The sequence below is a fragment of the Arenibacter arenosicollis genome, from assembly GCF_014397245.1.
GTDB classification, from domain to species: Bacteria; Bacteroidota; Bacteroidia; order Flavobacteriales; family Flavobacteriaceae; genus Arenibacter; species Arenibacter arenosicollis.
Genome location: NZ_JACLHY010000013.1, coordinates 103,403 through 129,610, shown reverse-complemented (window position 1 = coordinate 129,610; position 26,208 = coordinate 103,403). Strand labels below are relative to the sequence as shown.

The window sequence follows — 26,208 nt, the reverse complement described above, 5'->3', positions numbered from 1 at the left end:
GTCTATTTGCTTCCTTTTTGGCACTATAAAAATGAGTGGCAACACGTTCGTTTAAAAAACAAAACGGCCCTAAAAGGCCGCTTTTGGCATCGATATTTTATAAATTATAGGGTTGTGCAACGGTTACTGTTGTTAGCTGCTGTTGTTTAGTAGGCGGTGATTAACAACTGCTGAACTAATATTTCTCCATTGAACTGAGGCTGCAAGAATGAATTTTACGATTCCCTTTTCCTTATTCGAAATCAACCTAAATTGGAAGTACATTTAATTTTCGTTAAGATATAAAAACAAAATCATATCACTTGTAAAAATTCCATATTGGTCATCAGACATTTGATATGAAGTTGGGATAGAGATTTATGCTTAAGAAAAGACCAATTTTAGACTCAACATCACTTGTAAATTTCAAACTTTTCCTTTCTATTTGAATAGTCAGTTATAGACTATAATTTTCTCGCAAAGTAAGTTTCAAAAATTTCAATCTGTATTTCACAATCAGAGCATATCAAATAGTCCTGTTTTGGGATGTGTTGTATTTTCTAGGTTTTCCGCTTTTATTTACTTGAAACGTATGACGTGGCTTAATATCCCGAAATAGTGGTTTGCCCAAAAATTTAGGTATGATATGCGAATTTTTTTTCGCTTTTAGTCATCGTCGTCATCGTCGTCATCGTCGTCATCGTCGTCATCGTCGTCATCGTCGTCATCGTCGTCATCATCGCCATCTTCATCACCATCCTCGTCGTCATCCTCGTCATCTTTGTCCTCATCATCTTCATCCTGATTTTCCTGTTCATCCTCTTGGTTTTCAGTTTCTTCTATATTATCTAGTTCGTTCCCGCCTTCATCGCTTCCGCCAGTGAGACAAGACTCCCTAAAATTTTCGAGGACCAATTCGAGTTCCACAAAATTTGTGGCCGCATATTGCGATCCATCAACAAGTATAAAAAACATGGGAAATTCAATACCCACAAGGTCATTTACATCCAAATTGTCAAGAAACACATACAAGTCTTCATCATTTTGGATAACAATGGTATCAATGACCCCTGATTCTTGATTAAATACAGATACTGTGTTAGGGTATACAATATCCACGCATTTTACACTTTGGGGTAACCCCTCATCTTCATTTAATCCTTCAACAAGATTGTTCAGTGCTGACTGACTTCCCACACTTCGTATTTTATGATTTGGAAGTATAACACTGATGGGAAAATCGATGGTTACGAAATCCCGGTCTTGGGTACTTTGATTATGAATATCATGGATTTTCTGAAAATCCGAAGGTTTAGCCAAATAGATTGACACATTGTTAGCGACAACGGAAATGGGCAAGGTTATCGTAAGATGACTAGATCCATCAACAACATTATCGTAGGAACCATCACTTGAAACGACCCCTTTAATCAGGCTTACGACCTTAGAATTTGGGCTTATGCGCTCTTGACTCTGAGGTTTGATAAACACAGAATCTTCCTTACCGCAAGAAGTAAAAGTGGTCACAATGACAATGATAAGAAGGGTTTTGAGATAGGATTGGTCCATGATTAGCTGAATTTATTTTACTAAAAATAATCCTCGTATTTTGTTTAAATTGATCGAATCGATACAAATGATACCCCAAGTCATTATTAAGAGTAACGGTGGGACCTCTTTTGGATTCCTTGATTGCATAGTTCTTCAGATTTATGAAAAACTGGAATACCACTGGATTGCAGCCCCAAAAAAAACACCACAGTTGCACATCTCCATCACTACAACAGCACCATAGCATAACCATAAAGAAAAGAGTCTTTTATAAGGTCCATTAATTATAAATTGTGGGGGCATTTAATTTCACCCTATGGTGTTTTACGGTTTACCCTATGGGGCATGTATGGTACATGTATGATGAATCATGGTGTTTTTAATCTCTTCCATGGTGTTATTTCAGGGTTAATTATAGTGTTTTTATTTCTCCCAAGGGTGTTTTTTGCAGGGTTAACTATGATGCTTTACGGTTCTACCTATGGTGAAGGGGTGGTGAATTATTATGGATTAACCGGAAGATTTATTTTTAGATTGAATTAAAGGGTCCAATTCCTCAGCTTTTTTATAGGCCCATTTTGCCCATGTGTCTAATTTTAAAATCCTTATTTCAAACATCAACTAGTAATTATCGCTCCGTTTAAATTTGATAAACTTCCGCTTTGGGCAGGGCGGTATCCAATATCAAATAAGTTGCAGGGATATCCATTAGCTTTCCTCCATTATAGCCCATGATGGCCCCTGGATTGATTAGTAAGGTGTCACCGACCATTTCATCATTTACTACAATATGATTATGACCGTAGCAAACGATGTCGAACCCTCCGTTCTCTGCAATTTCCCGAGCCTTATCCGGGTAGTGATTCATGGCCAATGCATGTCCACCTACGAGAGTTCTAAAATATTCTCCATGAATATGGATATTCGAATATTTCTTTGAGTTTCTGATGATAGCTTTAACATCCCCATCGTTATTGCCAAATACCAAATGGACTGGTCTGGAATACGCTCGCCCCAATAAATGTATGACAAATGGCGAACAAAGGTAACCACAAAGCAACATCTCTTCTGTAGCCTGTAGCTCTGGCATGGCTAAGGCTTTTTGAAGGTTCCAGATGTTGTCGTGGATATCGGAAATTACGGCGATTTTCATTTACGGTATCTATTATTTTCTTTATTGCTCGGAAAGCATCAACTCGACTTTTAATCTATCGTTTATTTGAACTTTGATTGATTTTAGTTCTTCGTTGAATGCTTTATTTTTCTTTTCAGATTCCAAATTTACCCTTTCCGGATAGGGAATCTACTTTATCATGATATTCATATTGATACCTATCCTCCGTTAGGTAAGAATACCAATTCCAAAATTTTATAGGATTCGTTTAAAGGTTTTGCAGGCATTGTCAAGTCGCCGTGAGCCGTAGGCCCTATGGAGCTTTATGACTACCATGGCCCTTTTGTACCCTATCTCAGGACAGTCCAGGCCTGCGATGATCCGTTCCACACATTTCGCAACGTTGTTACCGTGGACGATCGCCTTGTCCCGGAAGAACTCCGGGCTCCAATCATTATAATGCCTGAGGGTACCGCCCAGATGGTCCATGTTGGTGTTGTACGACCCTTTGGAACCGTTGCGCGGGTGCAGCGCGATACGCTGTCGGTTGTAATATACATCCACCGCGTTTTTAGTGTAATGGACAATGGTTTCCCTGCCGATATGGCCCAGTGACCTCATAGCTGCAAAAAACGACAGTTTAGCTCGCAACCCTATAAATAGGTTAATGATATTCTAAAAAATCCGTCATTCTAAAAATCCGCCGATTTGCCGATTCCTTTACTGGAGGGGCATACAAGAGAAGTTGGCCAAATATGTAGCTATGAGGTCACTGGGCCTAGTAATGCTAAAGTGCTGCTTTATGACATAGCTTAATATATTTCGTGAAAATAGCTTATATTTGAGCTATTGTATAATAGGTGATTGGTCTTTAACAAAAAATTAAGCGAGGATTTTATGGCATTTGAATTAATTCGAAACTCTTTCGGCCTTTCCTAATACCTTTCTATCCGCAACAATATTTATCGATTTCTCCGTTTTCTTATTTTAGCGACTAATGTACTTCATGAAAAGAAATATTCTGACTTTAGCTTTTTACATGGTGCTTTCGCTTGCAAATGCACAAAACGAGTTTATTACCACCTGGAAAACCGACAATCCGGGCGTCTCTGATGATGATCAGATTACGATTCCCACTTATCCCCTAGAAACTTACAATTATACCATAGAGTGGGGAGACGGGACTTCAGATTCTGGGGTCACCGGAAACATAACTCACTCATATGCAACCTCTGGAACTTATATGGTTGCCATTTCAGGAACTTTTCCGAGAATCTATTTTAATGACGAAGACGATGAAGAAAAGTTGATTGCGATTAATCAGTGGGGCAATAACGCCTGGTCCGATATGAGTTTAGCTTTTTCGGGTTGCCGTAGATTAAAAATAGAGGCCACAGATGTGCCAGATTTGTCAAATGTGACTAGCCTTTACAATATGTTTTATAGTGCTGGTGAATATCCCTTTAGTATTCCAAGAATTGACGAATGGGATGTTAGTGGAATTACAAATTTGTCCGGGATGTTTGACAAAACCAGTTTTAATCAAGATATATCTGCTTGGGATGTTTCCAATGTCATACATATGGCACGACTTTTCTTTAGTAGCCAATTCAATCAAGATATCAGTAATTGGGATGTGAGCAATGTAATTGACATGGGAAATATGTTTGCATCTTCACAAATTGATCAAGACCTCTCAAATTGGGATGTCAGCAATGTTGAAAGAATGAGTTATATGTTTAGTACAACTCATTGCAATTATGACCTTTCTTCTTGGGATGTGAGCAATGTTAAGGAAATGTGGGGTATGTTTAGTTCATCACAATTTGACCATGACATTAGTGGTTGGAATATCTCAAACGTACTAAACATGAATTTCATGTTCGACAATTCTGACTTCTCGGATGAAAATTATAATAAATTGCTGATAGCATGGAGCGAATTACCTTCAATTCAGAACGGAGTTGAACTTGGCGCAAATGACGCACAATATTGTTTGGGAGAGACCGCAAGACAAAGTTTGATAACCAACTATGGTTGGTCGATTCAGGACTATGGGAAAAATTGCTCGGAACCGGCTGCTTTTGTAACTACTTGGAAAACCGATAACCCAGGGTTTTCGGCAGACAATCAGATTGAAATACCAACACATCCGAGAGAAAATTATGATTATAACGTAGATTGGGGTGACGGATCATCTGATACAAATGTTACAGGAAATATCAGGCATACCTATAATACACCTGGAACTTATACTGTGTCCATTACCGGCAAATTTCCTAGGATCTATTTTAATGCTGGTGAGATTCGTGAAGAGCTTAATCTAGGCAGCGATGATGACAAAATAATTTCAATCGATCAATGGGGAACGAATAGATGGCTTAGTATGGGTTTTGCCTTCGCTGGTTGTGAGAACCTAGATATGAAGGCGACTGATATTCCTGATTTTACAAGGGGATTACCCACCAATGGAATGTTTTTAGCGTGTACCAAACTAAATGGGAATTCTACTATGAATTCGTGGGATTTGAGCTTGACCAACCATGCTTCTTATATGTTTCAAGATGCACCTCAATTTAATCAACCTTTAAATAACTGGGACACCAGTGCTATGCTTTGGATTGACGGGATGTTTCGAGGTGCTACTAATTTTAATCAAGATTTAGGCGATTGGAATTTGGGTCAAGTACAACTAATGGCCTCAATTTTTGATGATACAGGGATATCCACCAAGAATTATGATAAAACCCTAACTGGTTGGAGTCAAGTGTCATCATTTCAAAATGGCGTTGTTTTTGGCGCTAACATTTTACAATATTGTGAAAGTGAGGTGGTTAGACAAAATTTTATAGATGCTTTCGGATGGACTATCAACGATGCAGGCAAAGATCCTAATTGCAACATAGACAATGACAATGATGGAGTTTTAGATCATATTGACCAATGCCTTGATACTCTTACAGGTAGTTTGGTCAGTGCCGATGGATGTCTTGAATTATCAGCAAATAATTTTAGCGTTGAGGGCATTGACGAGACTTGCCCCGACACGAACAATGCACAAATAAAAATCGCCGCAGTATTGGCGTACGACTATGTCGCTACGATAGACGGAAATAATTACACTTTTAATGATGAATTACTAATCGAAAACCTTGCTCCGGGCACATATGACTTATGTATAACTTATACAGCGCAATCATTTGAACAGTGTTTCATTCTTGAATTAGGCGAATCAGCCAATATCTCTGGTAAGTCATCCATTGTAAACGGTAAAGTGGCAATTGAAATCAATCAAGGTACTGCACCGTACAGTGCAATGGTCAATGGGAAAACGGTACTACAAACTTCTTCAAAAACGTTTTTCTTAGATGCAGAAGAGGGCGATTCGGTTGAAATTTTTACAGATAAAATCTGTGAGGGCTCTTTTGTCAAAACCATTAAGACAGATTCGGTAGTTGCATTTCCAAACCCAACTAGTGGAAGTTTTGAAATCGCCCTACCAATTATTCAGACCGAAGTTGTAATAGAGTTATTCACAATACATTCGCAATTGATTTCCACAAAAATGTATCCGGTAATAGGTGGCAGAGCTTCAGTAGATATCGAAGATCTTCCTGATGGAGTTTATGTAGTTAATGTTCATTTCGCAAATCCTAGGATGTTTAAAATTGTAAAACAATAATCATGCAGAAGTTATTCAACATAAGCGTTCTGTGTTTACTATTGTGGTCTTGTGGCAAATCGGACCCACCAGCACCTACGGAGGATGTTAATGTTGTGCCGACCGTACCCGAACTGGTTTATCCGAGCAACAATTTACTGTGTATCAATAATGTACTCGATTTTCAATGGAACGCTTCTAGTGATGGAAACGGAGATGTCATTACCTACCTAATAGAAATATCTAAGGACAATCAGTTCACTGAAATTACCCATATGGTTACGGGTTCGAAAACGACTCAAAATATAACATTGGAAAGGGGATTTGCCTATTATTGGAAGGTAAAAGCAACTGACAGCAAAAATGCCTCAAGCGATTATTCTACCACTTTCAATCTGTATACACAGAACGAGGCTATATCCAACCATTTGCCCTTTGCCCCTGAAGTTGTGAAACCGTTAATGAATGCTACTGAAAATGAAGGCACAACAACATTGGAATGGACAGGAAGTGATACTGATGGAGATCCTTTGGTGTTCGATATCTATTTTGGCACTGATAACCCTCCAGAAACTTTGATTTCTGAAAATCAAAATGTAACTAGCATTAATGTCACAACTGTTGCCGCTACCGATTACTTTTGGAAGGTGGTCGTAAAAGATGACAAAGGTGGCCAAACCATCGGCCAGATTTGGAATTTCAGGACCAATTAAATCAATGTTAAATTCATTTTAGGTCTAGAACGATTATAGAACATCTAATAAATCAATAGAAGGGCATTTTTTCGGCATTGACTGGTACTAATTATGGTGATTACCTAGAGGAACTCGATAAAGCTAAAAGCGGCGACCTGAAAGATAAAAAGGTTGTGAAGGGATTTCCAGCGGACCCGGACCATCCCACAAGGACATTCATCAATACAATTAGCGATTATGACTCTATTCCATTTTGGAAAAAGGTAAACGTACCCATTCTCTTTGTGTATGGCGGTGCAAAATATTGCAAAAAATGACTAAAAAATGGAAAGTATCGAATAATATAGAATTAAAAAACCCAGGATTTACTGGGTTTTATTGTGTTTTATTATGTGATATTTTGTATTGTTACTTTCCGATACAAAAATTAGCAAAAATATTTCCTAAAAGTTCGTCATTGGTCACTTGTCCCGTGATTTCCCCTAAATGATAGAGTGCTTCGCGGACATCTATGGCCAAGAGATCGCTAGGAGTGTCCTCCTCCATACCAAATTGTACTTTTTCAATCTCTTCCAGAGCCTTTAGAAGGGAGCTGTAATGCCTTGTATTGGTTACTATGGTCTCACTATTGCGCAATGCTCCCGTATTCACAAAATCCAACAAACGCGATTTTAGAGCTTCCACGCCTTTTCCAGTTTTGGCGGATAATAAGTGCAATTCGGGGATTTGGGATTGCAGATTTATTATTTGTTCCTCATTCAGCATATCCACCTTATTGGCAATTACAACCAAGGGTTTGTGAGGATATTTGGTTTTAATTTTTTCCAGTTCCTTTAGGCTGGACTTCAGTTTGGCTGCATCGGTTGCCATCTGCCAACCATCTACCAATAGCACCACTACCTGGGCCTGTTCTATTTTTTCAAAAGTCTTCTTTATCCCTATGCTTTCCACCACGTCTTTGGTATCCCGGATACCGGCGGTATCAATAAACCGAAATCCTATGCCTCCTATTACAATCTCGTCCTCAATGGTATCTCTGGTAGTTCCTGCAATTTCGCTAACTATGGCCCGTTCCTCATTTAAAAGGGAATTGAGCAAAGTAGATTTGCCTACATTGGGTTCCCCTACAATAGCAATGGGAATCCCATTCTTGATCACATTTCCTACGGCAAAGGAATCTATTAATCGCTTTAAGATCCTTTGTATCTTGGTAAGTAGTATTTTAAACTGGGTTCGGTCCGCAAATTCTACATCCTCCTCTGCAAAGTCGAGCTCCAATTCCATAAGGGAAGCGAAGTTCAGGAGCTGGTCCCTCAATTTTTTTATTTCGTTACTAAATCCACCACGCATCTGCTGAATGGCTATCTGGTGGCTGGCCTCGTTATCCGAAGCAATAAGATCGGCCACAGCTTCGGCCTGACTTAGGTCCATTTTGCCATTTAAAAAGGCACGTAGTGTAAATTCCCCGGCTGTTGCCATTCGGCAACCGTTTCGCAGGAACAGCTGAATAATTTGTTGTTGAATATATGGGGAACCATGACAGGATATTTCCACAACATCTTCACCTGTATAGGAATGTGGACCTTTAAATAGAGATAATAGGACTTCATCCAACACCTTGTCGTTCTCCATAATATGTCCCAAATGAATAGTGTGGCTCTTCTGTTTTTTTAAATCCTTTCCTCGAATCGAATTGAAAAAAGGATTGGCCAAGGCAATGGCGTCTTTCCCGGAAATACGGATAACGGCTATGGCGCCAGCCCCTGAAGGAGTGGCCAAAGCAATGATGTTGTCGTTGGTAATCATAGATTTAAATTGGAGGTAAAAGTACGATTTATAATTTTTAATCCTGTCCCGATTTCCAATTGTTAGTAGCTACAATTTACTTATAGGGAAGTTGGTAAGGATAAATATGAACACTTGGAAAATGGTCGGAAACCACTAATACTATAATGGTGTAGAACTTCTATTTTAGTAATAGTAAAGTTGAACACAATGATTTTAATCATAATTAATCTCGGATAAATAACCTAATTTTGGTAATGGCCTAAATACGATGGCGAAGGGGAAATAATATCCTTTTAAAAGCTGATGTATAGGGACATTCAACTTAAAATTACTATATGAAATCAATCAGAATTATTACATTATTGGCGGTAGCTTTTTTCTGCCAAATCACCTTGGCACAAGAAACAGAAGTTCCGGTAACTCCAACTGAAAATACCGAACAAATGGAGCAAGCTAGAATTTTACAGGAAGCCAAGGAAGCCAAGGAAATTCAGAAAAGGATAGACAAGGCAGAAAAGGATGCCATGAAGGCTGAAAAAGCCCAAAAGAAAGCTGAAAAGGAATTGAAAAAGCGGGAAAAACTTTCGTCGGACATAGATTCCAAGAGAAGGTCTATTGCCAAAGATTCAAGAAAAATAGAAAAGCTACAGGAGAAAATGATCAAGGATGAGAAAAAGGGTAAATTATCACCTTTGGCAATCGAGAAGATCAATCAGAAAATAGACAAACTGGAGAAGGGTATTGAAAGGGATAGGGACAAATTGGAAAAATTGGAGAGCAAACAATAGTGGATCCTCTGCTATTTGAAAACCAGATAAAACTGTTGGTGTAACAAAAGTTGAAATTATACGTCTTATAATTATAACAGCCAATTTATGGGAGCAGGGTAAAGTAGAATATTTATATTTTTCCTACCCATCTGGATTTAATAAAAGTAACCGATGAAGGCAGAAAACAGACAATTATTGGTATTGACACATTTGAGTCAATTATTGGATATAGTAACAGGATTTGGAGGATTTATCGTTCCCTTGGTTTTGTGGCTAACACAGAGGGATACCATTATGAATATGGATGAAAATGGTAAATCGATAATCAATTTTCAAATAAGTATGTTTTTATATATCCTAATTTGTATTCCGTTGATTTTACTTTTTGGCTTAGGAATTTTGGGGATTATAGCGGTGGCTATTCTTTGCTTTGTATTTCCTATAGTTAATGCCATTAGGGTATCCAATGGAGAAAGGCCGCATTATCCCCTGAGCATAAAGTTTGTTTAAGGAATAAAAATATAGAGAAAAGCAAAAAAGCCGTATTTCAATTATAATACGGCTTTTTTTATAGTGAAAGAGTGGGGTGTATTATGAATTCAACTTTAAATGATAAAATTGAATCTGAATATCTAACTGTTAAGCATTACCGGCATTACCAACATAGTGACATTTTCACCTTCATCCAAACCATCGATAGGGGTAAGGATGCCGGCCCTGTTGGGAAGACTCATTTCCAATTGTACGTCATCCGAGGTAAGGTTGTTCAACATTTCCACCAAGAATCTGGAATTAAATCCTATCTGCATGTCGTCACCCTGGTAAGAACAGGTTAAACGTTCTTCAGCCTTATTACTGTAATCTATGTCCTCTGCGGAAATATTTAATTCGGCCCCAGCAATCTTTAATCGTATTTGGTGGGTGGTCTTATTGGAGAATATGGAGACCCTCCTAACAGAACTTAAAAGTTGGGTTCTGGCAATGGAAAGTTTATTTGGATTCTCCTTTGGGATTACCGCTTCATAATTTGGATACTTACCATCGATCAATCTACAGATCAATATCGTATTTTCAAAACTGAATTTGGCGTTGCTTTCGTTGTATTCAATAAGCACTTCGGTTTCACTGCCCGCTAAAATTCCTTTTAATAAATTCAAAGGTTTTTTGGGCATTATAAACTCGGCCACTTTGGAGGCCGTTACATCGTTGCGTTGATATTTCACCAATTTATGGGCATCTGTTGCTACGAAGGTTAAACTTTCTGGAGAAAATTGAAAAAAGACACCGCTCATTACAGGTCTAAGGTCATCGTTACCAGCGGCAAAAATAGTTTTGTTGATGGCAGTAGCCAGTATATCACCAAGTATTGTAGTGGAGGATGGGCTGGACAATTCTACCGATTTCGGAAACTCCGCACCATCTGCATAGGCCAACGCATATTTACCGTGATTGGAACTGATCTCTACCGTATTGTTATCCTCTACCACGAATGTAAGGGGCTGTTCTGGAAAGGTTTTTAATATTTCCAACAACAATTTTGCCGGTACAGCAATGGTTCCCTCATTGTCAGAATCCACCTCTAATACAGAACTCATAGTGGTTTCCAGATCGGAAGCCGAAACGGTAAGTTCCTTCTGATTTAAATCGAAGAGAAAATTGTCAAGAATAGGCAAGGTGTTGCTATTATTAATTACCCCACCTAGTACTTGGAGTTGTTTTAGTAAATAAGTGCTAGATACTATAAATTTCATTGGTTTATTTTTTTTTAAGGAATCTACATTGTTGTACAACCTAAAACAGTGCTTAAATATCTGTTTGAATCCGCAATATTCCTTGAATCACAGTCAAAACAAAGATATTTTAATTGTCCTTTTTAAGGAAACAAACTTATCAACACTTATACCCCATATTTTTTCTTTCTTATGGTGTGTATTAGGAATCCAAAAATAAAGGTCAAACATAGGGGTAGGCCAATATTAATCAACTGCCATTTGGTTTTTTGGTCATTAATTTTTTCCTCATCCAAGAATGGAATACTAACTTTCTTATTCCGAATGTTTATAAGTCCGGTATCGTCCAAAAGGTAATTAAGGCAATTTATCAGAAATTCTTTGTTGCCAAAAAAGTTATTTGTCCATTTATCGTAACCCAATTCCAAGGGTCTACCGTTTCTGATTTGGTTTCTAATTAGATCTCCGTCCGAAAGTATGATCATTTTGTTTTCAGGGCCTTGATCCATTGGTTTATCTAGCGCTATAGGTTTTACACGATTGAGGAAGGTAGATTTAAAGGAGCCCTCGATCAAAACGCCCAATATCTTATTGCCGTCCTTATATATATTCTTGTCCGGTGGGGTATTTATGATGTCCAAATGAATTGGTTTAGGCACTCCTTCAGTTTTGGATAAGGGCGAGCTCGCCAACAATATATGTTTCTTATAATCATTGTTCAAGGTGTCCATACTACTGGTAAATTGGAACCTTACCGCTTCCAAGTTATTATTTATCGGATGGTCGTTTTTGGAGAAGACCATGGGATTGTAGTACCATGGGACGGGGTTGTATTGGGAGCTGTTCCCCTCTCCGGTAGCCAATACTATTTGAGTAAAATAGAGATCGTTTACCAAATCCACATTTAATCTAACGCCATATTTAAAGAAAAAATCGTTGAGGTTAAGGTTGCGTGGTAAAGCCATGGCGGTACCATTTTCATTGAAGAGACTGTCCAGTTCCATAGCTACTTGATCAATGAGCCATAAAGACTTGCCTCCGCCGGTTATAAATTGATCCATGATATATTTCTCCTCATCGCTAAAGGCCTCTGTAGGTTTCGCTATTATGACCAGATCAAACCCTTTTAATTGTTGCAAAACCTTTTCAGGATTTGTTGCAACCGAGTCTAAGGTAATGGCACCAATATTGTAATAATCCTTTATGGTGGTTAAATAATCGGCCATTAAAATATCCTCCATCTCACCATTGCCCTTAATGATGGCAATTTTTTTCTTCTCCTTGATGTTCAATCTGGTAAAAGCGTCGGCAAAGGCATATTCCAAATGTTGTACAGAATTGTTTACACGTTCTTCCGTGGTGGCACCTAGTTTGTTTTTTAATAGCGGAACCTTGACCGTACTATTATTGTAATTGACCATGGCCCAAGGAAAAATAATCTCCTGGGAAACTTTTCCATTCTGTTCAACGGTAACATTGGTAGGGGTAAGGCCCAACCCTTGCAAATCTGTGATAACGGCATCAATTTGTGAATTACCTTCAAGGGGATTAACAAAATTGAACTTTATATTCTTGTTTTCAGCGGCAAACTCTTCCAAGAGTTGACGGGTCTCCACCTTCAATTTTATAAATTCAGGAGGAAGATTTCCATCCAGTAAAATATCGATTATAACAGGGGCGTCAAATTCACCTACCGCATTAAGTGCCGATTTGGATAGGGTATATCTGCTGTCCTCGGTCAGATCTATCCTAGAGTAGAAATAACTACCCACAATATTTACTATCAACAATAGGGAAACGGCCTTAATGATAGATAACAAACTCTTTTTCATTATCTATTTTGATTTTTAAGTTGAATAATGGTCAGGTAAAGAAAAAATAAGGTGAGACTTATAAAATATATAACATCCCTTGTATCCAATACTCCTCTAGCGATACTTTCAAAATGGGCCTTCATTCCAAGGTTTTCAACAAAAATTATTATAGGGCCATTTGGCAATACGGTGGCCAAACTTTCAAAACCATATAACATAAGAAAACACAGTACCATGCCAATAATAAAGGCTACAATTTGGTTTTCGGAAAGGGTAGAGGCAAATAGTCCAATAGCCGTATAACTGGCAATTAAGAACAATAGCCCAAAATAGGATCCCAAGACCATTCCCATATCCAAATTACCGATGGTAACACCTAATTGGGAAATGGTATACATATAAAGAAGTGTGGGCAATATGGCTATCAAAGCCAAACAGAATGTCCCTAAAAATTTTCCCAATACCGTTTCCCAGAGAGAAATGGGCTTAATAAAAAGAAGCTCCAAAGTACCTAGTTTCTTTTCTTCGGAAAAACTTTTCATGGTGATGGCAGGTATCAAGAAAAGAAATACCCATGGGGCAAGTAGAAAGAAATTGCTTAGATCGGCAAAGCCGTATTCAAATACATTGAAAGGTCCCTTAAAGACCCATAGGAACAATCCACTAAGCACTAAAAATAATCCAATCACCAGATAACCAATGGGCGAAGTAAAGAATGATTGAATTTCTCTTTTAAATATGGCAAGCATACAAATTAATTAACGGTTTCCTTCTTTATGAGGCTCCAGGCTTCTGGTTTGTCCTCAAATAATAGTTTTGTCTTACTCCAGACGGACTTGAAAAATTCCGAATTTCTATAGTTTTCCAGATCGGTATCGCTATTCCAATAACTATAAGTGAAAAATATATTTTCCTCTTCTTTGCTCTGTAACAATTCCAGGAAGGTGCAACCTTCTACCTGTCTGATTTTCCTTTTGTTTTTTTCAAAGATGGCTTCAAAACTAGCAATATTTTCCTTTTTGAAAGTTAATTTTACAATTCTTACCAACATTTGTTAATTCTCATTTTAGGCAAAATTAATCATTACCGTATCCCGATAATCCAGACCCAATAAGGTAGAGGCTCCACCAACGGTATTGAGGTCACTTTTGTAGATAGCAATTTCCAAATATCCGGATGAATTAAAGAGGGCCAACAACTCCCCAGGAGATTTGCGTTGACTTTTTTCCAGATTGTAATTTATAATGTCACCGTATTTATTATGGATTTCCCGTATTTTTTTGTTTCGTGCCTGCAATTCAAAGGTTCTACCCTTGCCAATGGTCTTGAAAATGCTCTGTTGAATGTTGGTCACCACATTGCCGTAGTTGTCGATATATATGACACTGCCCGAAATGGTTGTCTTGTTATCGGAAATTCTAGGATTGAATTCCCTTAGGTCTTTTAGGTCCTTAAAAGGCCTGCCTATTACTTCCAATTTCCCGCCCCGTGCTATATGGCTTGCTGCCTTAACAAAAACATCCATTTCGGGAAAAGAACTATCTACACTGTTAGGCAATTGAATTTCCACCACTTTTTCTGGAACTATTTCAGATATTATGAGCCCTATTACCCCATTGTTGGCCATTATAAAATAGTGGTTGTCCACCAAAACTGCTATATGTTGGTTTTCAGGGGACAATTCAGAATCTACCCCTACAATATGAATACTGCCATCTGGGAAATTTTTATAGGAGTTTTTTAATATATATGCGCATTCCTGAATGTTGAACGGCGCTATGGAATGTGAAATATCAACAATTTTTGCGTCCGACAATTCTTTGTAAATTGTACCTTTTATGGCGCCTACAAAATGATCTTTATATCCAAAATCTGTAGTTAATGTAATTATAGCCATAGAGGACTGTTGATATGTTTTTGAGTTGGTAAGTTGTTTTTTTACTTAAGTTTGTTAAACAAAATTACACAAAAAATCAGCGAAGCAAAATATATATTTCATATCTAAACCTATTAACACCTCTCTTCTTTGAACGAACTTATAATAGAACTTACAGACATTAGCCCAAGGGAATTTTTTGGACAGAATAATGAGAATATAGATTTATTAAAAAAGCACTTTCCCAAGCTTAAAATTGTTGCCCGTGGAAACAAAATAAAGGTTTATGGGGATGAAGACCTACTGGACGAATTCGACCGAAGGTTTGATCTTCTAACCTCCCACTACGCCAAGTATAATAAATTGGATGAAAATAGTATTGAGCGACTTTTGGCCAGCAATGGACAGGAAGAGATTCAATCCTCCGAAATTAGCGGGGAAGTTTTGGTCCATGGTGTAAGTGGAAGGTTAATAAAGGCCCAAACAGTAAACCAGCGAAGACTTGTAGATGCAGCTAGGAATAGTGATATGGTTTTTGCCGTTGGACCTGCAGGTACGGGAAAAACTTATACAGGGGTAGCATTGGCTGTAAAGGCTTTGAAGGAAAAGCAGGTAAAACGCATTATTTTGACAAGACCGGCCGTTGAGGCAGGTGAAAATTTAGGCTTTCTACCTGGCGACCTTAAGGAAAAGCTCGACCCCTATATGCAACCCTTATACGATGCTTTAAGGGATATGATCGCGCCAGAGAAACTGGTCCATTATTTGGAAAATGGTACCATACAGATTGCTCCTATGGCCTTTATGAGAGGAAGAACGTTGGACAATGCATTTGTAATTTTGGATGAAGCCCAGAACACTACCCATGCCCAGATGAAGATGTTCCTGACGAGAATGGGAAAAAATGCAAAATTTTTAATCAACGGAGATCCTGGACAAATTGATTTACCCAGACGTCTGATTTCTGGATTAAAAGAAGCCCTTTTGGTTCTGCAAAATGTTGAAGGTATAGAGATTATATATTTGGACGATAAGGATGTAATTAGACATAAACTGGTTAAAAAGGTTATAGAGGCCTATAAAGGAATTGAGCATAATAATTGATAGTTGCGGAATGAGTAATACGATAATTGACACAAATTTTCATTTTCCAGGTCAAAAGAGCCTATATAAAGGAAAGGTTAGGGAAGTATATCATCTTGAAAATAATATTTTGGTAATGGTAGCTACAGATAGGCTATCGGCTTTTGATGTGGTCATGCCAAAAGGGATTCCTTACAAGGGGCAAATTCTTAACCAAATTGCCACCAAGATGATGGCGGATACTGCCGATATAGTCCCCAACTGGTTAATGGCTACCCCTGACCCCAATGTTGCCGTTGGTTTCGCTTGTGAGCCCTTCAAGGTAGAAATGGTAATTAGAGGTTACCTATCAGGACACGCCGCAAGGGAATACAAACTTGGAAAAAGAATGCTGTGTGGCGTTGCCATGCCCCATGGGATGCAGGAGAATGACAAGTTTCCTTCTCCAATCATTACCCCTGCTACAAAGGCCGAAATGGGAGACCATGATGAGGATATTTCCAGGGAAGACATTTTGGAAAAAGGGATTGTTAGTGAGGAAGATTACCTAATCCTTGAAGCCTATACCAAAGCACTCTTCCAAAGGGGAACCGAAATAGCTGCTAAAAGGGGACTGATCTTAGTGGATACTAAATATGAATTTGGGAAGACCAAAGATGGGAAGATTGTACTAATTGATGAAATCCATACTCCGGATTCTTCCCGTTATTTCTATGCCGAAGGCTATGGGGAGCGCCAGAATAGGGGAGAGGCCCAAAAGCAATTGTCCAAGGAATTTGTTCGTCAATGGCTGATAAGTAATAATTTTCAAGGTTTAAAAGGACAGGTCGTTCCTGAAATGACGGATGACTATATTCAAACTGTATCGGAAAGGTATATAGAGCTCTATGAAAATATTACAGGGGAAAAATTTATCAAAGCGGACATTTCGGATATACAGTCCAGAATTGAGAAAAATGTTTTGGGATACCTATCGTCCTTAAAATAATTATCCCATTTTCAATAGGTCTTTTAATCTTAATTGACCTTTGCCTTTTAATCGACTCTTTATTTTTAAAAAGGCTATGGCGGTGATGTAGGCATCACCTATGGCTGTATGCCTATCCTTTTTGGAGATATCAAACTTTTCGGCCAGTTCATCCAGGGAATAGTGTTCTTTCTTTTTAAACACATTGGAGGTAAGGAGGGTTTTTTTATAGAGGTTTGAAGTGTCAAGTACCTTGTTCCTTAATTTGGGAAGGCCATTTCTTTCCAAAGCCCTGTTGATCATAGTTATATCAAAAATGGCGTGATGGGCAACGATTACGGCATTTTTTAAGTACCTCAAAAGTTTTTCCATGGCTTCAATTTCACTGATACAAGAGTCGCCACCATCTTTGAGTATACCATGGATTTTGGCGGTTTCTGCATTGTAGTGTTCCTGTTTTAAAAACAGTTCCAGACTTTGGTTCAAGGCGATGTTCTTGTCGATCAAACTGAGGGCACCAATACAAAGTATCCTATCGTTTAAATAATCGAAGCCCGTTGTTTCCGTATCCAGGACCACGAATCTTACCGCGCTAAGATCATCTGTTAGCTTTTCATTAAAACTATTCTCATATTCCCACCAAAAATCAGGATAGTCGGGTACTTTTTTTTTAAAAAAATCTATCATCGCAATAGGTTTGAAACTTTGAATCTAATACTTACCAATTCTTGTATTTCCTTTATGGTTTTAAAAGTCCTTTTTAGTTTAATTTTTTCTTCCTTGGTTAATTTATCTATGGCAATATATCTTCCCGAATCATTATGGAGCAATCCTTGTTTGGTCCTAAATTTCAACAAGGCTCTGGTAGCATAGGAGCAGGCCATAAAGATTTCCTCGTTGTTAGGTTCCAATTCCGCCAATTTTTCAAATCGTTCCGCGGTACTATTAATGGATTTAACCGAATGGGATAAAATCAATACTCTCGCCGCATCGGTCAAAGGCATTAGGGCTCTTCTTTTTACATCGAAGGAATCTTTGTGCTCCCCGTCTTCCTCTACCAGTAGTTGTCTGAAGAAACCTGTTGGAGAAGGATTTTGCAAGGCCCCACTGGCCAAGTGTAAATAGAAAATAGGATATTTTTTGGTGGCTTCAAAAATGTGCTCCGATAATTCGTTTACTAAATTTACATCGCCATAGGTAATGTTGTAGTCAAAAAATATGGAGGACAGCAACACCTCATCCGTCCCTGGATTAATTATCCATTGGGAGATGGTTTTTTTCCATTCATCCAAGCTTAGGCACCAATTTGGGTTGGAGGCCATCATTTCAGCAGGACAATATTCGTAGCCTATATCAAACAGGCCTTTATTTATGAGTTTGGACAATTCTAAAAAATACGCCGTTGTTTTTATAAGCTTGTCTTCTGGAACATTTTCAAAGACCAGGGCGTTGTCCTGATCGGTCTGTAAGAGTTGCTCACTCCGTCCTTGGCTACCGAGCGCAAGCCACGCAAATTTTACAGGAGGTTTTGTGGGCATTTCTTCCAAAGAAATTTTAATTATTTGTTTAACGCAGGCATCATTCAGTTCCGAAATTATTTTGGTAGTCAGTTTAATTGGAATATTTTGATCCAAATAGTCCTGCAGGAGATGGGTAATACTTTTTCTAATCTGCTTAATTGATTTTATTTTCTTAGATCTTTTTATGGCCTTGATCAGTACTGCCGGATTGTTTCCTAAGGCCACCATAACGTCATGCTTGGATAGTATTCCAATGGCCTTTGAGTTGGGGGTGCCATCCTTGGTGATACATAAATGACTGAAGTTACTTTTCATCATTGCCATCTGTGCCTGGGTTATGGTCAAGTTTTTGCTATAGGTGATTACCGGCGAAACCATTATTGCAGAAGCTTTAGTGGTTATGGGATATTTGCCGGTAACAATATTGTTTCGCAGGTCTTTGTCCGTTATGATGCCGATTGGTAGCTTATCTTTTACCACCAGCATAGCGCCTACATTTTTTTCGGTCATTTTACGCGCTATCGTTTTTACCGAAGTACTTGCGGAACAGGTTACCAATTTTCTGGAATACTGAACAGACTGTAAATCCAATATCTGGGAGTTGGGTCCAACAGGATTTATGTCCAGTACTTCATCATACAACTTACCTCGATGACTTTGTGAATATGGATTTCTGGTGTTGGAGGCAAAACTTTCAATTAGAAAATTACCCACAGCCGTATTTTTTTGGGCGTATGGTTTAAATATGTTGATAGGAATGGCATATAAAATACTTTCTTCATGCGCTTTTGCGGTCATTTTGTAATTCTCCTGAGCCATTAATGGTCTAAGACCAAAAATATCCCCTTCATCGCACATATCCATGATGCTCTTGTCCGTTCCCTTTTTAAGGGCAACAGCCCCCTTGTTTACTACATAGAAATATGGATGGGGTTCGTCGTTCTCAGCAAATATAATATTATCCTTTTCCTTGTAGATGATGGTGATTTCCTCTGAAAGGGTTTCAAGATCTTTTTGATCCAAGACATTGAAAGGAGGGAAGTTTTTTAAAAAATCGGCAACTCTATGCGAAATGGTATTCTTCATTATTCTTTTATGGACTAAAATTCCTTTATGGGGTAATTTAAACTTTTTAAATCAAAAGAAAGGGGTGTGGATATCTGAATTTTTAAATTGTAAAAACCTTAGAACAACCCTTTGTGGTCGGGGCACTGGACAAAGATATGATAGAAATTGATCATACGGTCTATTCTGAATACAAAAAGGAAATCGGCAAGAACAAATTCTTCAACAAGATATCGGAAAGGGGAAGATTAATGGGCCATAGCCCAATAGGTTCAGAGCCAGATGGAAAGGGAATAGTGATTGCTCTAACCGCCTACACCATCAAGGACCTAAAGAAAATACCTGTCCAATCTTGTATCCTCAATAGCTATTATTCGAATTGGGTTATTTTTTATGGGAGGTATTATTTATGGGAGGTATTTTTTGTATTCATTTGAGTTCATTAATTGTCGGTTCGAGCAATTATTTGAAATGGGAAAAGACTAATTTTAATTGGAATTCTAAATGTTCTACTATGGAATCTGTTTATTTGGAGGGAATTGAAGCCTGTCGGAAATGTATTCAAGATTGTGAATATTGCCTGATACAAATGGCTGGGATGGAGAGTAAAAATGACTGTCCCTTGTGTTGTATTCTATGTATTGAATCTTGTTCTGCCACTTTAAAATTTTTAATGACCGAGAGTAACTTTTCCAAAGGTTATTGTGCTCTGTGTGCTGATGTATGCCAGTGGTGTGCCGAACAATGTGGACAGTACGACCATAAGCATTGTGAGGATTGCGCAAATTCTTGTGTGAAATGTATGGAAGAATGCCGGAAGATAGTAGAAATTCTTTCATAAAACAGCAGACTTTTTTACTCCTTATTCTTATAGTTCGGGCCTTGCTAACATGATTTTTTTTGTGTTGGGAAACTGATGGGACCTAGTTTTTTGATTCCGATTAATAACTTAACTGCCATGGGATGACACTGGATATGGGTCTCGTATTTTTGGTTTTGTTTATAACCATAATCTTATTTGCTCTGGAAATTTTTCCGGTAGATAAGATTGCCTTTTTTATAATTGTTTCCTTAACATTATTGGGGCTGGTGACCCCTGAAGAAGCCATAAGTGGATTTTCCAATAGTGCTACTATTGCCGTGTTGGCATTAATGATTTTGGCCGTTGCCATGGAGGAGAATGGGGTTATTGTATGGATTACTTCAGGATTGGGTAAAATTAAATCGCTCCCCATGTTCTTTATGGCCCCTATTTTTATGATCGTTACAGCTAGTATTTCTGCTTTTATTAGTACTACGGCAGTGGTCATCGTTTTTATCAAAATAGTAAATCAACTTTCCGAGCGATTTAATATCTCAAAATCAAAATTATTACTGCCCATTTCCTTTGCGGGAATTTTGGGAGGTTCCTGTACCTTAATGGGAACATCAACAAACCTGATCGTAAATTCCGTTGCCAAGAATTTAGGGGCACCGGCTCTTGGATTTTTTGAATTCAGTGGTATTGGCATCATTTTTTTAGCTGTAGCCATTGTATATCTCACCTTAACACTTAGGTGGTTGCCATGGAGTAAAAACCGGGATTTGGGGGACGACTATAGTGTTGGCAATTATATTACCAACATTCGTATTAAAGGAGAATCACAGTTGGTGAATAAAAAAATTGAGGATACGTTTTTATTCAGTAATCCTGAGATTTCCATTTTGAAACTAACAAGGGGCAACAGGATTCACAATTCACCTGGAAAATATGTTACCCTCAAAGAAAATGATGAGTTGCTATTAATGTGCGATATAGAGAATTTGTCCAAACTAAAGGAATCTGAAAATTTGGGTATCAACGAACAAAATTATTGGATGAACATTGGCCATGATGAGGAACAAGGTGAGAAGGTTTCGAAGTTGGAAGAAAGGGTATTTGTTGAACTTTTAATGCTACCGGGAGCTGTACTTGTAGGCAAGACCTTAGGTAACCTAAGGGGTTATATGCAACAGGATATATTGCCAATTGCCATTAAGAAACGCAAGAAACTTACTAATATGCGAGAACGTTTAGTGAGGAGCAGTGCCGAGAAATTGGCCCTTAAGGCGGGAGATAGGTTGTTAGTGGACGTGGGTAAGCAAAACTTAAAATCTTTGGAACAGATGGAAAATGTGGTGCTTTTACAGGAGTTTGATTCCACAAAAGTCCATTCGCCTTTTGGAAAATATTTCTCCTTGGCAGTGCTTTTTTTGGTGGTTATTTTGGCTGCCCTGGGTGTGTTGTCCATTATGGTAAGTGCACTTACAGGAGTTTGTTTGCTGTTGGTTACCAATAATTTAAATTTGGATAGTGTTTACAAAAAAGTAAATTGGCAAATTTTCTTTTTACTGGCGGGTATGCTTCCCTTGGGGATTGCCATGCATAACAGTGGAGCCGATATTTGGATTTCCGAACATTTATTGGATTATTTGGTTGGGCAATCTGAAATAATAATTATCGGGACTTTATTTCTGGTAACCATGATAATGAGCGGTGTAGTTAGCAATAATGCTACGGCCATTATTATGACCCCAATTGCGATTGCGGTTGCCAATGGTCTGAATCTTGATTTCAAACCTTTTATTTTGGCAGTTATGTTCGCTGCGAATTTTAGTTTTTTCACACCTGTCGGTTATCAGACCAATACCCTGATATACGGTATAGGGAATTATAAATTCAAACATTTCTTGCTGATAGGAGGAGTATTGAGTCTTATTTTATGGATTTTGGCTACCTTACTTTTGGCTAAAATGATATAGAAGTTATTAGGTGTAATAAAGAATTACATGCAATAAGGTTGGAACCACTAAGTTTTCATATTTTAATGGCGTGATTGAAGTTTTCCTTAAACTTCAGGATACTGTGGTATCTTCGTAAATTAGGTTTCCTTTATGTTGATATTTCGTGATTTGCCATAATAATTGAAAATTTTATGAAACAATTTATTGCCTTGTGTCTACTTGTTGGCCTAGTACTTTCCTGTACCGGAAAAAAGAAGGATTCGCAAACCCTAGAATACAAGGAAATACAGACCACCGACCTTAAGGGGAGCCGTTTGGCCGAAATTCATTGCGCCAGTTGTCATCTTTTTGTTAAACCGGAATTGTTACCAAAGTCCAGTTGGAAAAACGATGTGCTACCCTCAATGGGGCATCGATTGGGGATTTATAAGGGAAATGTACGACCCGATAGTCTGTTTGATAATGGTAGAAGTGGGGAAGTAGTAAAACAAGCGAATATTTTTCCTGAAAAACCTCTTTTGGCAAAAGAAGATTGGGTTAAAATAGTAGATTATTACCTAAGCAACTCACCTGATACCATTTTGCCTCCAAAACGGGCCAACAAAATTAAAATGAGTCTGAAGCATTTTACATATAGGGAGTCCGCTTATTCCCATATTCCAGCGCTTACTTCCATGGTTAAAATCCTTCCGGAAAATAGGGGAGTGGTATTTGCAGATAGTAAACGAAATATAAATAGCCTAACGTTTCTGACCCCAAATCTTGAAAAGGATTTTGTTCTGGGTCTCAAGACAGCGCCCACCCACTATTATGAAAAGTCGGATACCATTTATTTGACGACTGCAGGTAAAAATATTTTTCCTAACGACGTTTCGGATGGATCTTTGTTAAAAATATTTACCAAAGGAATTGGCGAACCATACACTTCCAAGGAAGTCATTCCAAATTTACAAAGGCCGGTGAATATGGCCTACGGAGATTTAAATAACGATGGACGCGAGGACATTGTTGCCTGTGAGTACGGTAATGAGACTGGAAAATTGGTTTGGTACCAGAACCTAGGGGGTGATAAATACACCATGAGGCCACTGGATAACAGACCGGGAGCCATCAAGGCTGTAATAAAGGATATCAATGGGGACGGATTTTCTGATATTTTTGTGTTAATGGCCCAGGGCGATGAAGGTATTTTCTATTATCAAAATCAAGGTAATGGATCGTTTTCAACTAGACGACTGCTTTCTTTTTTACCACTCAATGGTTCCCAATATATGGAGTTGGTAGATTTTAATAATGATGGTTTTGATGATATCCTTTATGTATGTGGGGATAACGCCGACAAAACTCCCATATTAAAGGATTATCATGGTGTTTACATATTTTTAAATGATGGGAATTTAAATTTTAAACAATCTTATTTTTATCAATTAAACGGGGCCTATAAAGCTATTCCAACGGATTATGATTTGGACGGGGATGTGGATATTGCAGCAATCTCATTTTTTCCTGACTATGCCAGTTCCCCTGAAGAGAGTTTTGTTTATCTTGAAAATAAAGGAAATCTTAGTTTCGAGGACTACTCCTTTCCAGAGTCGACCAGAGGACGATGGATAGTGATGGATGCCGAGGACATGGATGGGGATGGTGATATTGATCTGGCCTTGGGGTCTTTTGTTTATTTTCTGCCCCTAGGTGATACAACAGGTTTGGGGCAAAAGTGGCTAGCCAATGGACCATCCATTGTAGTGCTGGAAAATACTACCAAATAAATCATCATACATTTAGACATAATTGGAAAGTTCAGCAGAATATTCTTTTTTTGCCTACTGCCTACTGCCTACTGCCTACTGCCTACTGCCTACTGCCTACTGAGAACTGACCACTGATTATCCTTTCCTATATTTATCGTGTAGCCCAAGGCCTTCGAGTAGAAGCGCGACACTTTTTTCCAAGCGGGACAGTTTTGTTTTTTCTTGTTTGGCCTCAGAAATATATTCACAATATTCCCTTTGTTTATAGGCCGTTAAGCCTTCATAATTCATTTTCAAGGCTTCGTTGTTATCCATAGCCTTTTTAAGCAAGGACGGTATTGAAATCGGCTTGTTCTTTTCGGGAATCAGCACCAATCCTTTTTTTTGATTGTCAATAGCCTCTTGAAAATAGGATAACACGGCAGCATTGTTTATATCGGCTATTGAGGTGAATTTCCAATGTCTCATGGCTTTGGTTTTACCCTCTTGGGCATTTTCGAGTACTTTTTTTGGGTCCTTTAAAAAGACGCCATTATAGAACCATATGCCGAAATGATGTTTAAAGGCCAGTATGCCCAATACATTTTTATTATCTATAGTATAGACGGGTATGCCCCATTTGTAAGTTTCATTAAGTTCGGTTTTAAGCGCCAATTCCCTTAAAAGACCAATGCCTTCCTTGAAGGGTTGTTCTTTTGCATAATAGGCTTCTATCTTTTCCTGATTTTTCATGCTTTTATGTCAGTAGATATTTAAAACATAGAGATCGGAGCGGTGCATAGGTATGTCGCTATCTATCAGCTGTAAGTTCGCAAATTTTTACGATAACATCAACTGCTTTTTGCATGCTTTCAACAGGAACATATTCATATTTACCATGAAAATTATGTCCACCTGCAAAAATGTTGGGACAAGGTAAGCCCATATAACTCAATTGAGAACCGTCTGTGCCACCACGTATGGGTTTAATTATGGGTTTAATATTTAAGCTTTCCATGGCCTGTTTGGCGATATCAACAATATGCATTACGGGTTCAATTTTTTCGCGCATATTAAAATATTGGTCTTTGATATCAATCTTGACGAAATCCCCGTATTCCGCATTTAATTTCTCCGTAATGTGTTGTAATAACTCCTTTCGTTGTTGGAATTTTTTTAGGTCGTGGTCCCGAATAATCAGTTCAATTTCGGCTAGCTCAATTTCCCCTTTTACATGGTGGACATGAAAAAAGCCTTCCCTTCCCATAGTTTTTTGCGGGACTTCATGTCCGGGGAGTTGAGAAATAAAATCGTTGGCAATAAGTATGGCATTGACCATTTTTCCTTTGGCATAACCGGGATGCACACTTTTTCCCGTAATGGTTACTTTGGCGCCAGCGGCATTAAAATTTTCGTATTCCAACTCCCCAATTTGGCTTCCATCCATGGTGTAGGCCCAATCAGCCCCAAATGCTGCAACATCAAAATGATGTGCCCCGCGGCCAATTTCTTCATCGGGTGTAAAACCCACTCGAATCTTACCATGTTTAATTTCCGGATGATTTATTAAATGCTCCATGGCCGTAACTATTTCTGTAATTCCGGCCTTATCGTCTGCGCCCAACAAAGTTTTGCCATCTGTGGTGATAAGGGTATTGCCCTTGTATTGCAACAGGTCATCAAAATAACTGGGTGAGAGTATTATATTTTCCGCTTTATTCAGAACAATTTCACCACCATCATAATTTTTTATTATTTGTGGTTTTACGTTGGTTGCCGTAAAATCAGGGGAAGTATCAAAATGGGATATAAAGCCAATAGTAGGTACTTCTTTTTCTATATTGCTTGGCAAAGTTGCCATAATGTAGGCCTTGTCATCTATGACTACATCCTGCATCCCTATTTGTTCTAGTTCTTCAACTAATTTACGGGCAAGCGTCCATTGTTTTTCCGTACTAGGAGTATTGGTGGAGTTGGGATCGCTTTGTGTGTCTATGGTAATATAACTTATAAATCGGTCTATAATATGTTGCATAAAACAAAATTTTAATCAAAAATACAGCTTATTATTTTTTATTAAGCACTGTTATAGCAACAGTCTT

At 38.2% G+C, this 26,208-nt stretch carries 23 protein-coding genes; 11 read left to right on the top strand and 12 right to left on the bottom strand.

The features are described 5' to 3' along the window. Positions 1 to 645 precede the first annotated feature (645 nt). Together H4O18_RS13685 and H4O18_RS13680 are read right to left on the bottom strand one after the other, a co-directional pair. Positions 646 to 1,548, bottom strand: a complete 903-nt coding sequence (locus tag H4O18_RS13685) for a hypothetical protein (protein WP_187585507.1) — start codon at positions 1,546 to 1,548, stop codon at positions 646 to 648. A 622-nt stretch (positions 1,549 to 2,170) separates the two neighbouring features. Next, the gene (locus tag H4O18_RS13680) at positions 2,171 to 2,683 is read right to left on the bottom strand and encodes a YfcE family phosphodiesterase (RefSeq protein ID WP_187585505.1); all 513 of its coding nucleotides are present in this window, start codon (positions 2,681 to 2,683) and stop codon (positions 2,171 to 2,173) included. A gap of 372 nt (positions 2,684 to 3,055) precedes the next feature. On the opposite strand from H4O18_RS13680, the gene H4O18_RS13675 reads away from it, so the two are divergent. From H4O18_RS13675 to H4O18_RS13665, 3 genes are all read left to right on the top strand, one after another. Further along, positions 3,056 to 3,259 (top strand): hypothetical protein, encoded by a 204-nt coding sequence (locus H4O18_RS13675; protein ID WP_187585503.1) that lies wholly within the window; start codon positions 3,056 to 3,058, stop codon positions 3,257 to 3,259. A gap of 424 nt (positions 3,260 to 3,683) precedes the next feature. Further along, a complete protein-coding gene (locus H4O18_RS13670; RefSeq protein WP_187585501.1) occupies positions 3,684 to 6,326 on the top strand; it encodes a BspA family leucine-rich repeat surface protein in 2,643 nt (880 codons plus the stop codon). A 2-nt stretch (positions 6,327 to 6,328) separates the two neighbouring features. Continuing rightward, positions 6,329 to 7,018 (top strand): fibronectin type III domain-containing protein, encoded by a 690-nt coding sequence (locus H4O18_RS13665; protein ID WP_187585499.1) that lies wholly within the window; start codon positions 6,329 to 6,331, stop codon positions 7,016 to 7,018. A gap of 390 nt (positions 7,019 to 7,408) precedes the next feature. On the opposite strand, the gene mnmE is transcribed toward H4O18_RS13665, so the two are convergent. Further along, a complete protein-coding gene (gene mnmE, locus H4O18_RS13660; protein WP_187585497.1) occupies positions 7,409 to 8,806 on the bottom strand; it encodes a tRNA uridine-5-carboxymethylaminomethyl(34) synthesis GTPase MnmE in 1,398 nt (465 codons plus the stop codon). Between the two features lie 317 nt (positions 8,807 to 9,123). On the opposite strand from mnmE, the gene H4O18_RS13655 reads away from it, so the two are divergent. Together H4O18_RS13655 and H4O18_RS13650 are read left to right on the top strand one after the other, a co-directional pair. After that, positions 9,124 to 9,576, top strand: a complete 453-nt coding sequence (locus H4O18_RS13655) for a hypothetical protein (RefSeq protein ID WP_187585495.1) — start codon at positions 9,124 to 9,126, stop codon at positions 9,574 to 9,576. A 153-nt stretch (positions 9,577 to 9,729) separates the two neighbouring features. Further along, positions 9,730 to 10,068: a DUF4870 domain-containing protein gene (locus tag H4O18_RS13650; RefSeq protein ID WP_187585493.1), complete on the top strand. Its 339-nt coding sequence runs from the start codon at positions 9,730 to 9,732 to the stop codon at positions 10,066 to 10,068. Positions 10,069 to 10,190: 122 nt separating this feature from the next. On the opposite strand, the gene dnaN is transcribed toward H4O18_RS13650, so the two are convergent. The 5 genes from dnaN to H4O18_RS13625 all read right to left on the bottom strand — a co-directional run bounded on the left by dnaN (position 10,191) and on the right by H4O18_RS13625 (position 14,999). Then, on the bottom strand, positions 10,191 to 11,309 hold the full coding sequence (gene dnaN / locus H4O18_RS13645; protein ID WP_187585492.1) for a DNA polymerase III subunit beta: 1,119 nt from the start codon (positions 11,307 to 11,309) through the stop codon (positions 10,191 to 10,193). 146 nt (positions 11,310 to 11,455) lie between these two features. Beyond that, the gene (gene gldG, locus H4O18_RS13640) at positions 11,456 to 13,120 is read right to left on the bottom strand and encodes a gliding motility-associated ABC transporter substrate-binding protein GldG (protein WP_187585490.1); all 1,665 of its coding nucleotides are present in this window, start codon (positions 13,118 to 13,120) and stop codon (positions 11,456 to 11,458) included. Beyond that, positions 13,120 to 13,851 carry a gliding motility-associated ABC transporter permease subunit GldF gene (gene gldF, locus H4O18_RS13635; RefSeq protein ID WP_187585488.1) on the bottom strand — a complete coding sequence of 244 codons (732 nt, stop codon included), beginning with the start codon at positions 13,849 to 13,851 and terminating at the stop codon, positions 13,120 to 13,122. Before gldF ends, gldG begins: the two co-directional genes overlap by 1 nt. A gap of 5 nt (positions 13,852 to 13,856) precedes the next feature. Continuing rightward, positions 13,857 to 14,153, bottom strand: coding sequence for a putative quinol monooxygenase (locus tag H4O18_RS13630; protein ID WP_187585486.1), 297 nt, complete (start codon positions 14,151 to 14,153; stop codon positions 13,857 to 13,859). Between the two features lie 15 nt (positions 14,154 to 14,168). Then, positions 14,169 to 14,999 carry an SAM hydrolase/SAM-dependent halogenase family protein gene (locus H4O18_RS13625; RefSeq protein ID WP_187585484.1) on the bottom strand — a complete coding sequence of 277 codons (831 nt, stop codon included), beginning with the start codon at positions 14,997 to 14,999 and terminating at the stop codon, positions 14,169 to 14,171. 129 nt (positions 15,000 to 15,128) lie between these two features. Here H4O18_RS13625 and H4O18_RS13620 point away from each other — a divergent pair, with 129 nt between their 5' ends. Together H4O18_RS13620 and H4O18_RS13615 are read left to right on the top strand one after the other, a co-directional pair. Beyond that, complete coding sequence (locus tag H4O18_RS13620) at positions 15,129 to 16,082, top strand: PhoH family protein (RefSeq protein WP_187585482.1); 954 nt, start codon at positions 15,129 to 15,131, stop codon at positions 16,080 to 16,082. Between the two features lie 10 nt (positions 16,083 to 16,092). Further along, positions 16,093 to 17,049 carry a phosphoribosylaminoimidazolesuccinocarboxamide synthase gene (locus tag H4O18_RS13615; protein ID WP_187585481.1) on the top strand — a complete coding sequence of 319 codons (957 nt, stop codon included), beginning with the start codon at positions 16,093 to 16,095 and terminating at the stop codon, positions 17,047 to 17,049. Here the strand turns inward: H4O18_RS13615 and H4O18_RS13610 are convergent, their stop codons facing one another. Further along, positions 17,050 to 17,715, bottom strand: a complete 666-nt coding sequence (locus H4O18_RS13610) for a 3'-5' exonuclease (protein WP_187585479.1) — start codon at positions 17,713 to 17,715, stop codon at positions 17,050 to 17,052. Beyond that, entirely contained in the window at positions 17,712 to 19,634 is a 1,923-nt protein-coding gene (locus H4O18_RS13605) for a DUF294 nucleotidyltransferase-like domain-containing protein (protein WP_187585477.1), read from the bottom strand. Before H4O18_RS13605 ends, H4O18_RS13610 begins: the two co-directional genes overlap by 4 nt. 137 nt (positions 19,635 to 19,771) lie before the next feature. Between H4O18_RS13605 and H4O18_RS13600 the strand changes: the two genes are divergently transcribed. The 4 genes from H4O18_RS13600 to H4O18_RS13590 all read left to right on the top strand — a co-directional run bounded on the left by H4O18_RS13600 (position 19,772) and on the right by H4O18_RS13590 (position 24,145). Beyond that, positions 19,772 to 20,050: a hypothetical protein gene (locus H4O18_RS13600; RefSeq protein WP_187585475.1), complete on the top strand. Its 279-nt coding sequence runs from the start codon at positions 19,772 to 19,774 to the stop codon at positions 20,048 to 20,050. After that, on the top strand, positions 20,023 to 20,454 hold the full coding sequence (locus tag H4O18_RS22630) for a four-helix bundle copper-binding protein (protein ID WP_484463089.1): 432 nt from the start codon (positions 20,023 to 20,025) through the stop codon (positions 20,452 to 20,454). The genes H4O18_RS13600 and H4O18_RS22630 overlap by 28 nt, the downstream gene beginning before the upstream one ends. Positions 20,455 to 20,576: 122 nt before the next feature. Then, on the top strand, positions 20,577 to 22,394 hold the full coding sequence (locus H4O18_RS13595; RefSeq protein WP_187585473.1) for an SLC13 family permease: 1,818 nt from the start codon (positions 20,577 to 20,579) through the stop codon (positions 22,392 to 22,394). Positions 22,395 to 22,567: 173 nt separating this feature from the next. Beyond that, a complete protein-coding gene (locus tag H4O18_RS13590) occupies positions 22,568 to 24,145 on the top strand; it encodes an FG-GAP repeat domain-containing protein (protein ID WP_187585472.1) in 1,578 nt (525 codons plus the stop codon). A gap of 117 nt (positions 24,146 to 24,262) precedes the next feature. Here H4O18_RS13590 and H4O18_RS13585 read toward each other — a convergent pair whose 3' ends face one another. Beyond that, on the bottom strand, positions 24,263 to 24,859 hold the full coding sequence (locus H4O18_RS13585) for a YdeI/OmpD-associated family protein (RefSeq protein ID WP_187585469.1): 597 nt from the start codon (positions 24,857 to 24,859) through the stop codon (positions 24,263 to 24,265). Between the two features lie 58 nt (positions 24,860 to 24,917). Further along, positions 24,918 to 26,141: a peptidase T gene (gene pepT, locus H4O18_RS13580; protein ID WP_187585467.1), complete on the bottom strand. Its 1,224-nt coding sequence runs from the start codon at positions 26,139 to 26,141 to the stop codon at positions 24,918 to 24,920. Between the last annotated feature and the right edge of the window lie 67 nt (positions 26,142 to 26,208).

Bases quoted from the DNA above. Each gene is read 5' to 3' on its own strand.
- H4O18_RS13600 (WP_187585475.1), top strand. From the start codon at position 19,772: ATGATAGAAATTGATCATACGGTCTATTCTGAATACAAAAAGGAAATC.
- H4O18_RS13630 (WP_187585486.1), bottom strand. From the start codon at position 14,153: ATGTTGGTAAGAATTGTAAAATTAACTTTCAAAAAGGAAAATATTGCT.
- dnaN (WP_187585492.1), bottom strand. From the start codon at position 11,309: ATGAAATTTATAGTATCTAGCACTTATTTACTAAAACAACTCCAAGTA.
- H4O18_RS13585 (WP_187585469.1), bottom strand. From the start codon at position 24,859: ATGAAAAATCAGGAAAAGATAGAAGCCTATTATGCAAAAGAACAACCC.
- H4O18_RS13605 (WP_187585477.1), bottom strand. From the start codon at position 19,634: ATGAAGAATACCATTTCGCATAGAGTTGCCGATTTTTTAAAAAACTTC.
- H4O18_RS13665 (WP_187585499.1), top strand. From the start codon at position 6,329: ATGCAGAAGTTATTCAACATAAGCGTTCTGTGTTTACTATTGTGGTCT.
- gldF (WP_187585488.1), bottom strand. From the start codon at position 13,851: ATGCTTGCCATATTTAAAAGAGAAATTCAATCATTCTTTACTTCGCCC.
- H4O18_RS13650 (WP_187585493.1), top strand. From the start codon at position 9,730: ATGAAGGCAGAAAACAGACAATTATTGGTATTGACACATTTGAGTCAA.
- H4O18_RS13595 (WP_187585473.1), top strand. From the start codon at position 20,577: ATGACACTGGATATGGGTCTCGTATTTTTGGTTTTGTTTATAACCATA.
- H4O18_RS13625 (WP_187585484.1), bottom strand. From the start codon at position 14,999: ATGGCTATAATTACATTAACTACAGATTTTGGATATAAAGATCATTTT.
- H4O18_RS13685 (WP_187585507.1), bottom strand. From the start codon at position 1,548: ATGGACCAATCCTATCTCAAAACCCTTCTTATCATTGTCATTGTGACC.
- H4O18_RS13610 (WP_187585479.1), bottom strand. From the start codon at position 17,715: ATGATAGATTTTTTTAAAAAAAAAGTACCCGACTATCCTGATTTTTGG.
- H4O18_RS13680 (WP_187585505.1), bottom strand. From the start codon at position 2,683: ATGAAAATCGCCGTAATTTCCGATATCCACGACAACATCTGGAACCTT.
- H4O18_RS13670 (WP_187585501.1), top strand. From the start codon at position 3,684: ATGGTGCTTTCGCTTGCAAATGCACAAAACGAGTTTATTACCACCTGG.
- gldG (WP_187585490.1), bottom strand. From the start codon at position 13,120: ATGAAAAAGAGTTTGTTATCTATCATTAAGGCCGTTTCCCTATTGTTG.
- H4O18_RS13615 (WP_187585481.1), top strand. From the start codon at position 16,093: ATGAGTAATACGATAATTGACACAAATTTTCATTTTCCAGGTCAAAAG.
- H4O18_RS22630 (WP_484463089.1), top strand. From the start codon at position 20,023: ATGGGAGGTATTTTTTGTATTCATTTGAGTTCATTAATTGTCGGTTCG.
- H4O18_RS13655 (WP_187585495.1), top strand. From the start codon at position 9,124: ATGAAATCAATCAGAATTATTACATTATTGGCGGTAGCTTTTTTCTGC.
- pepT (WP_187585467.1), bottom strand. From the start codon at position 26,141: ATGCAACATATTATAGACCGATTTATAAGTTATATTACCATAGACACA.
- mnmE (WP_187585497.1), bottom strand. From the start codon at position 8,806: ATGATTACCAACGACAACATCATTGCTTTGGCCACTCCTTCAGGGGCT.
- H4O18_RS13590 (WP_187585472.1), top strand. From the start codon at position 22,568: ATGAAACAATTTATTGCCTTGTGTCTACTTGTTGGCCTAGTACTTTCC.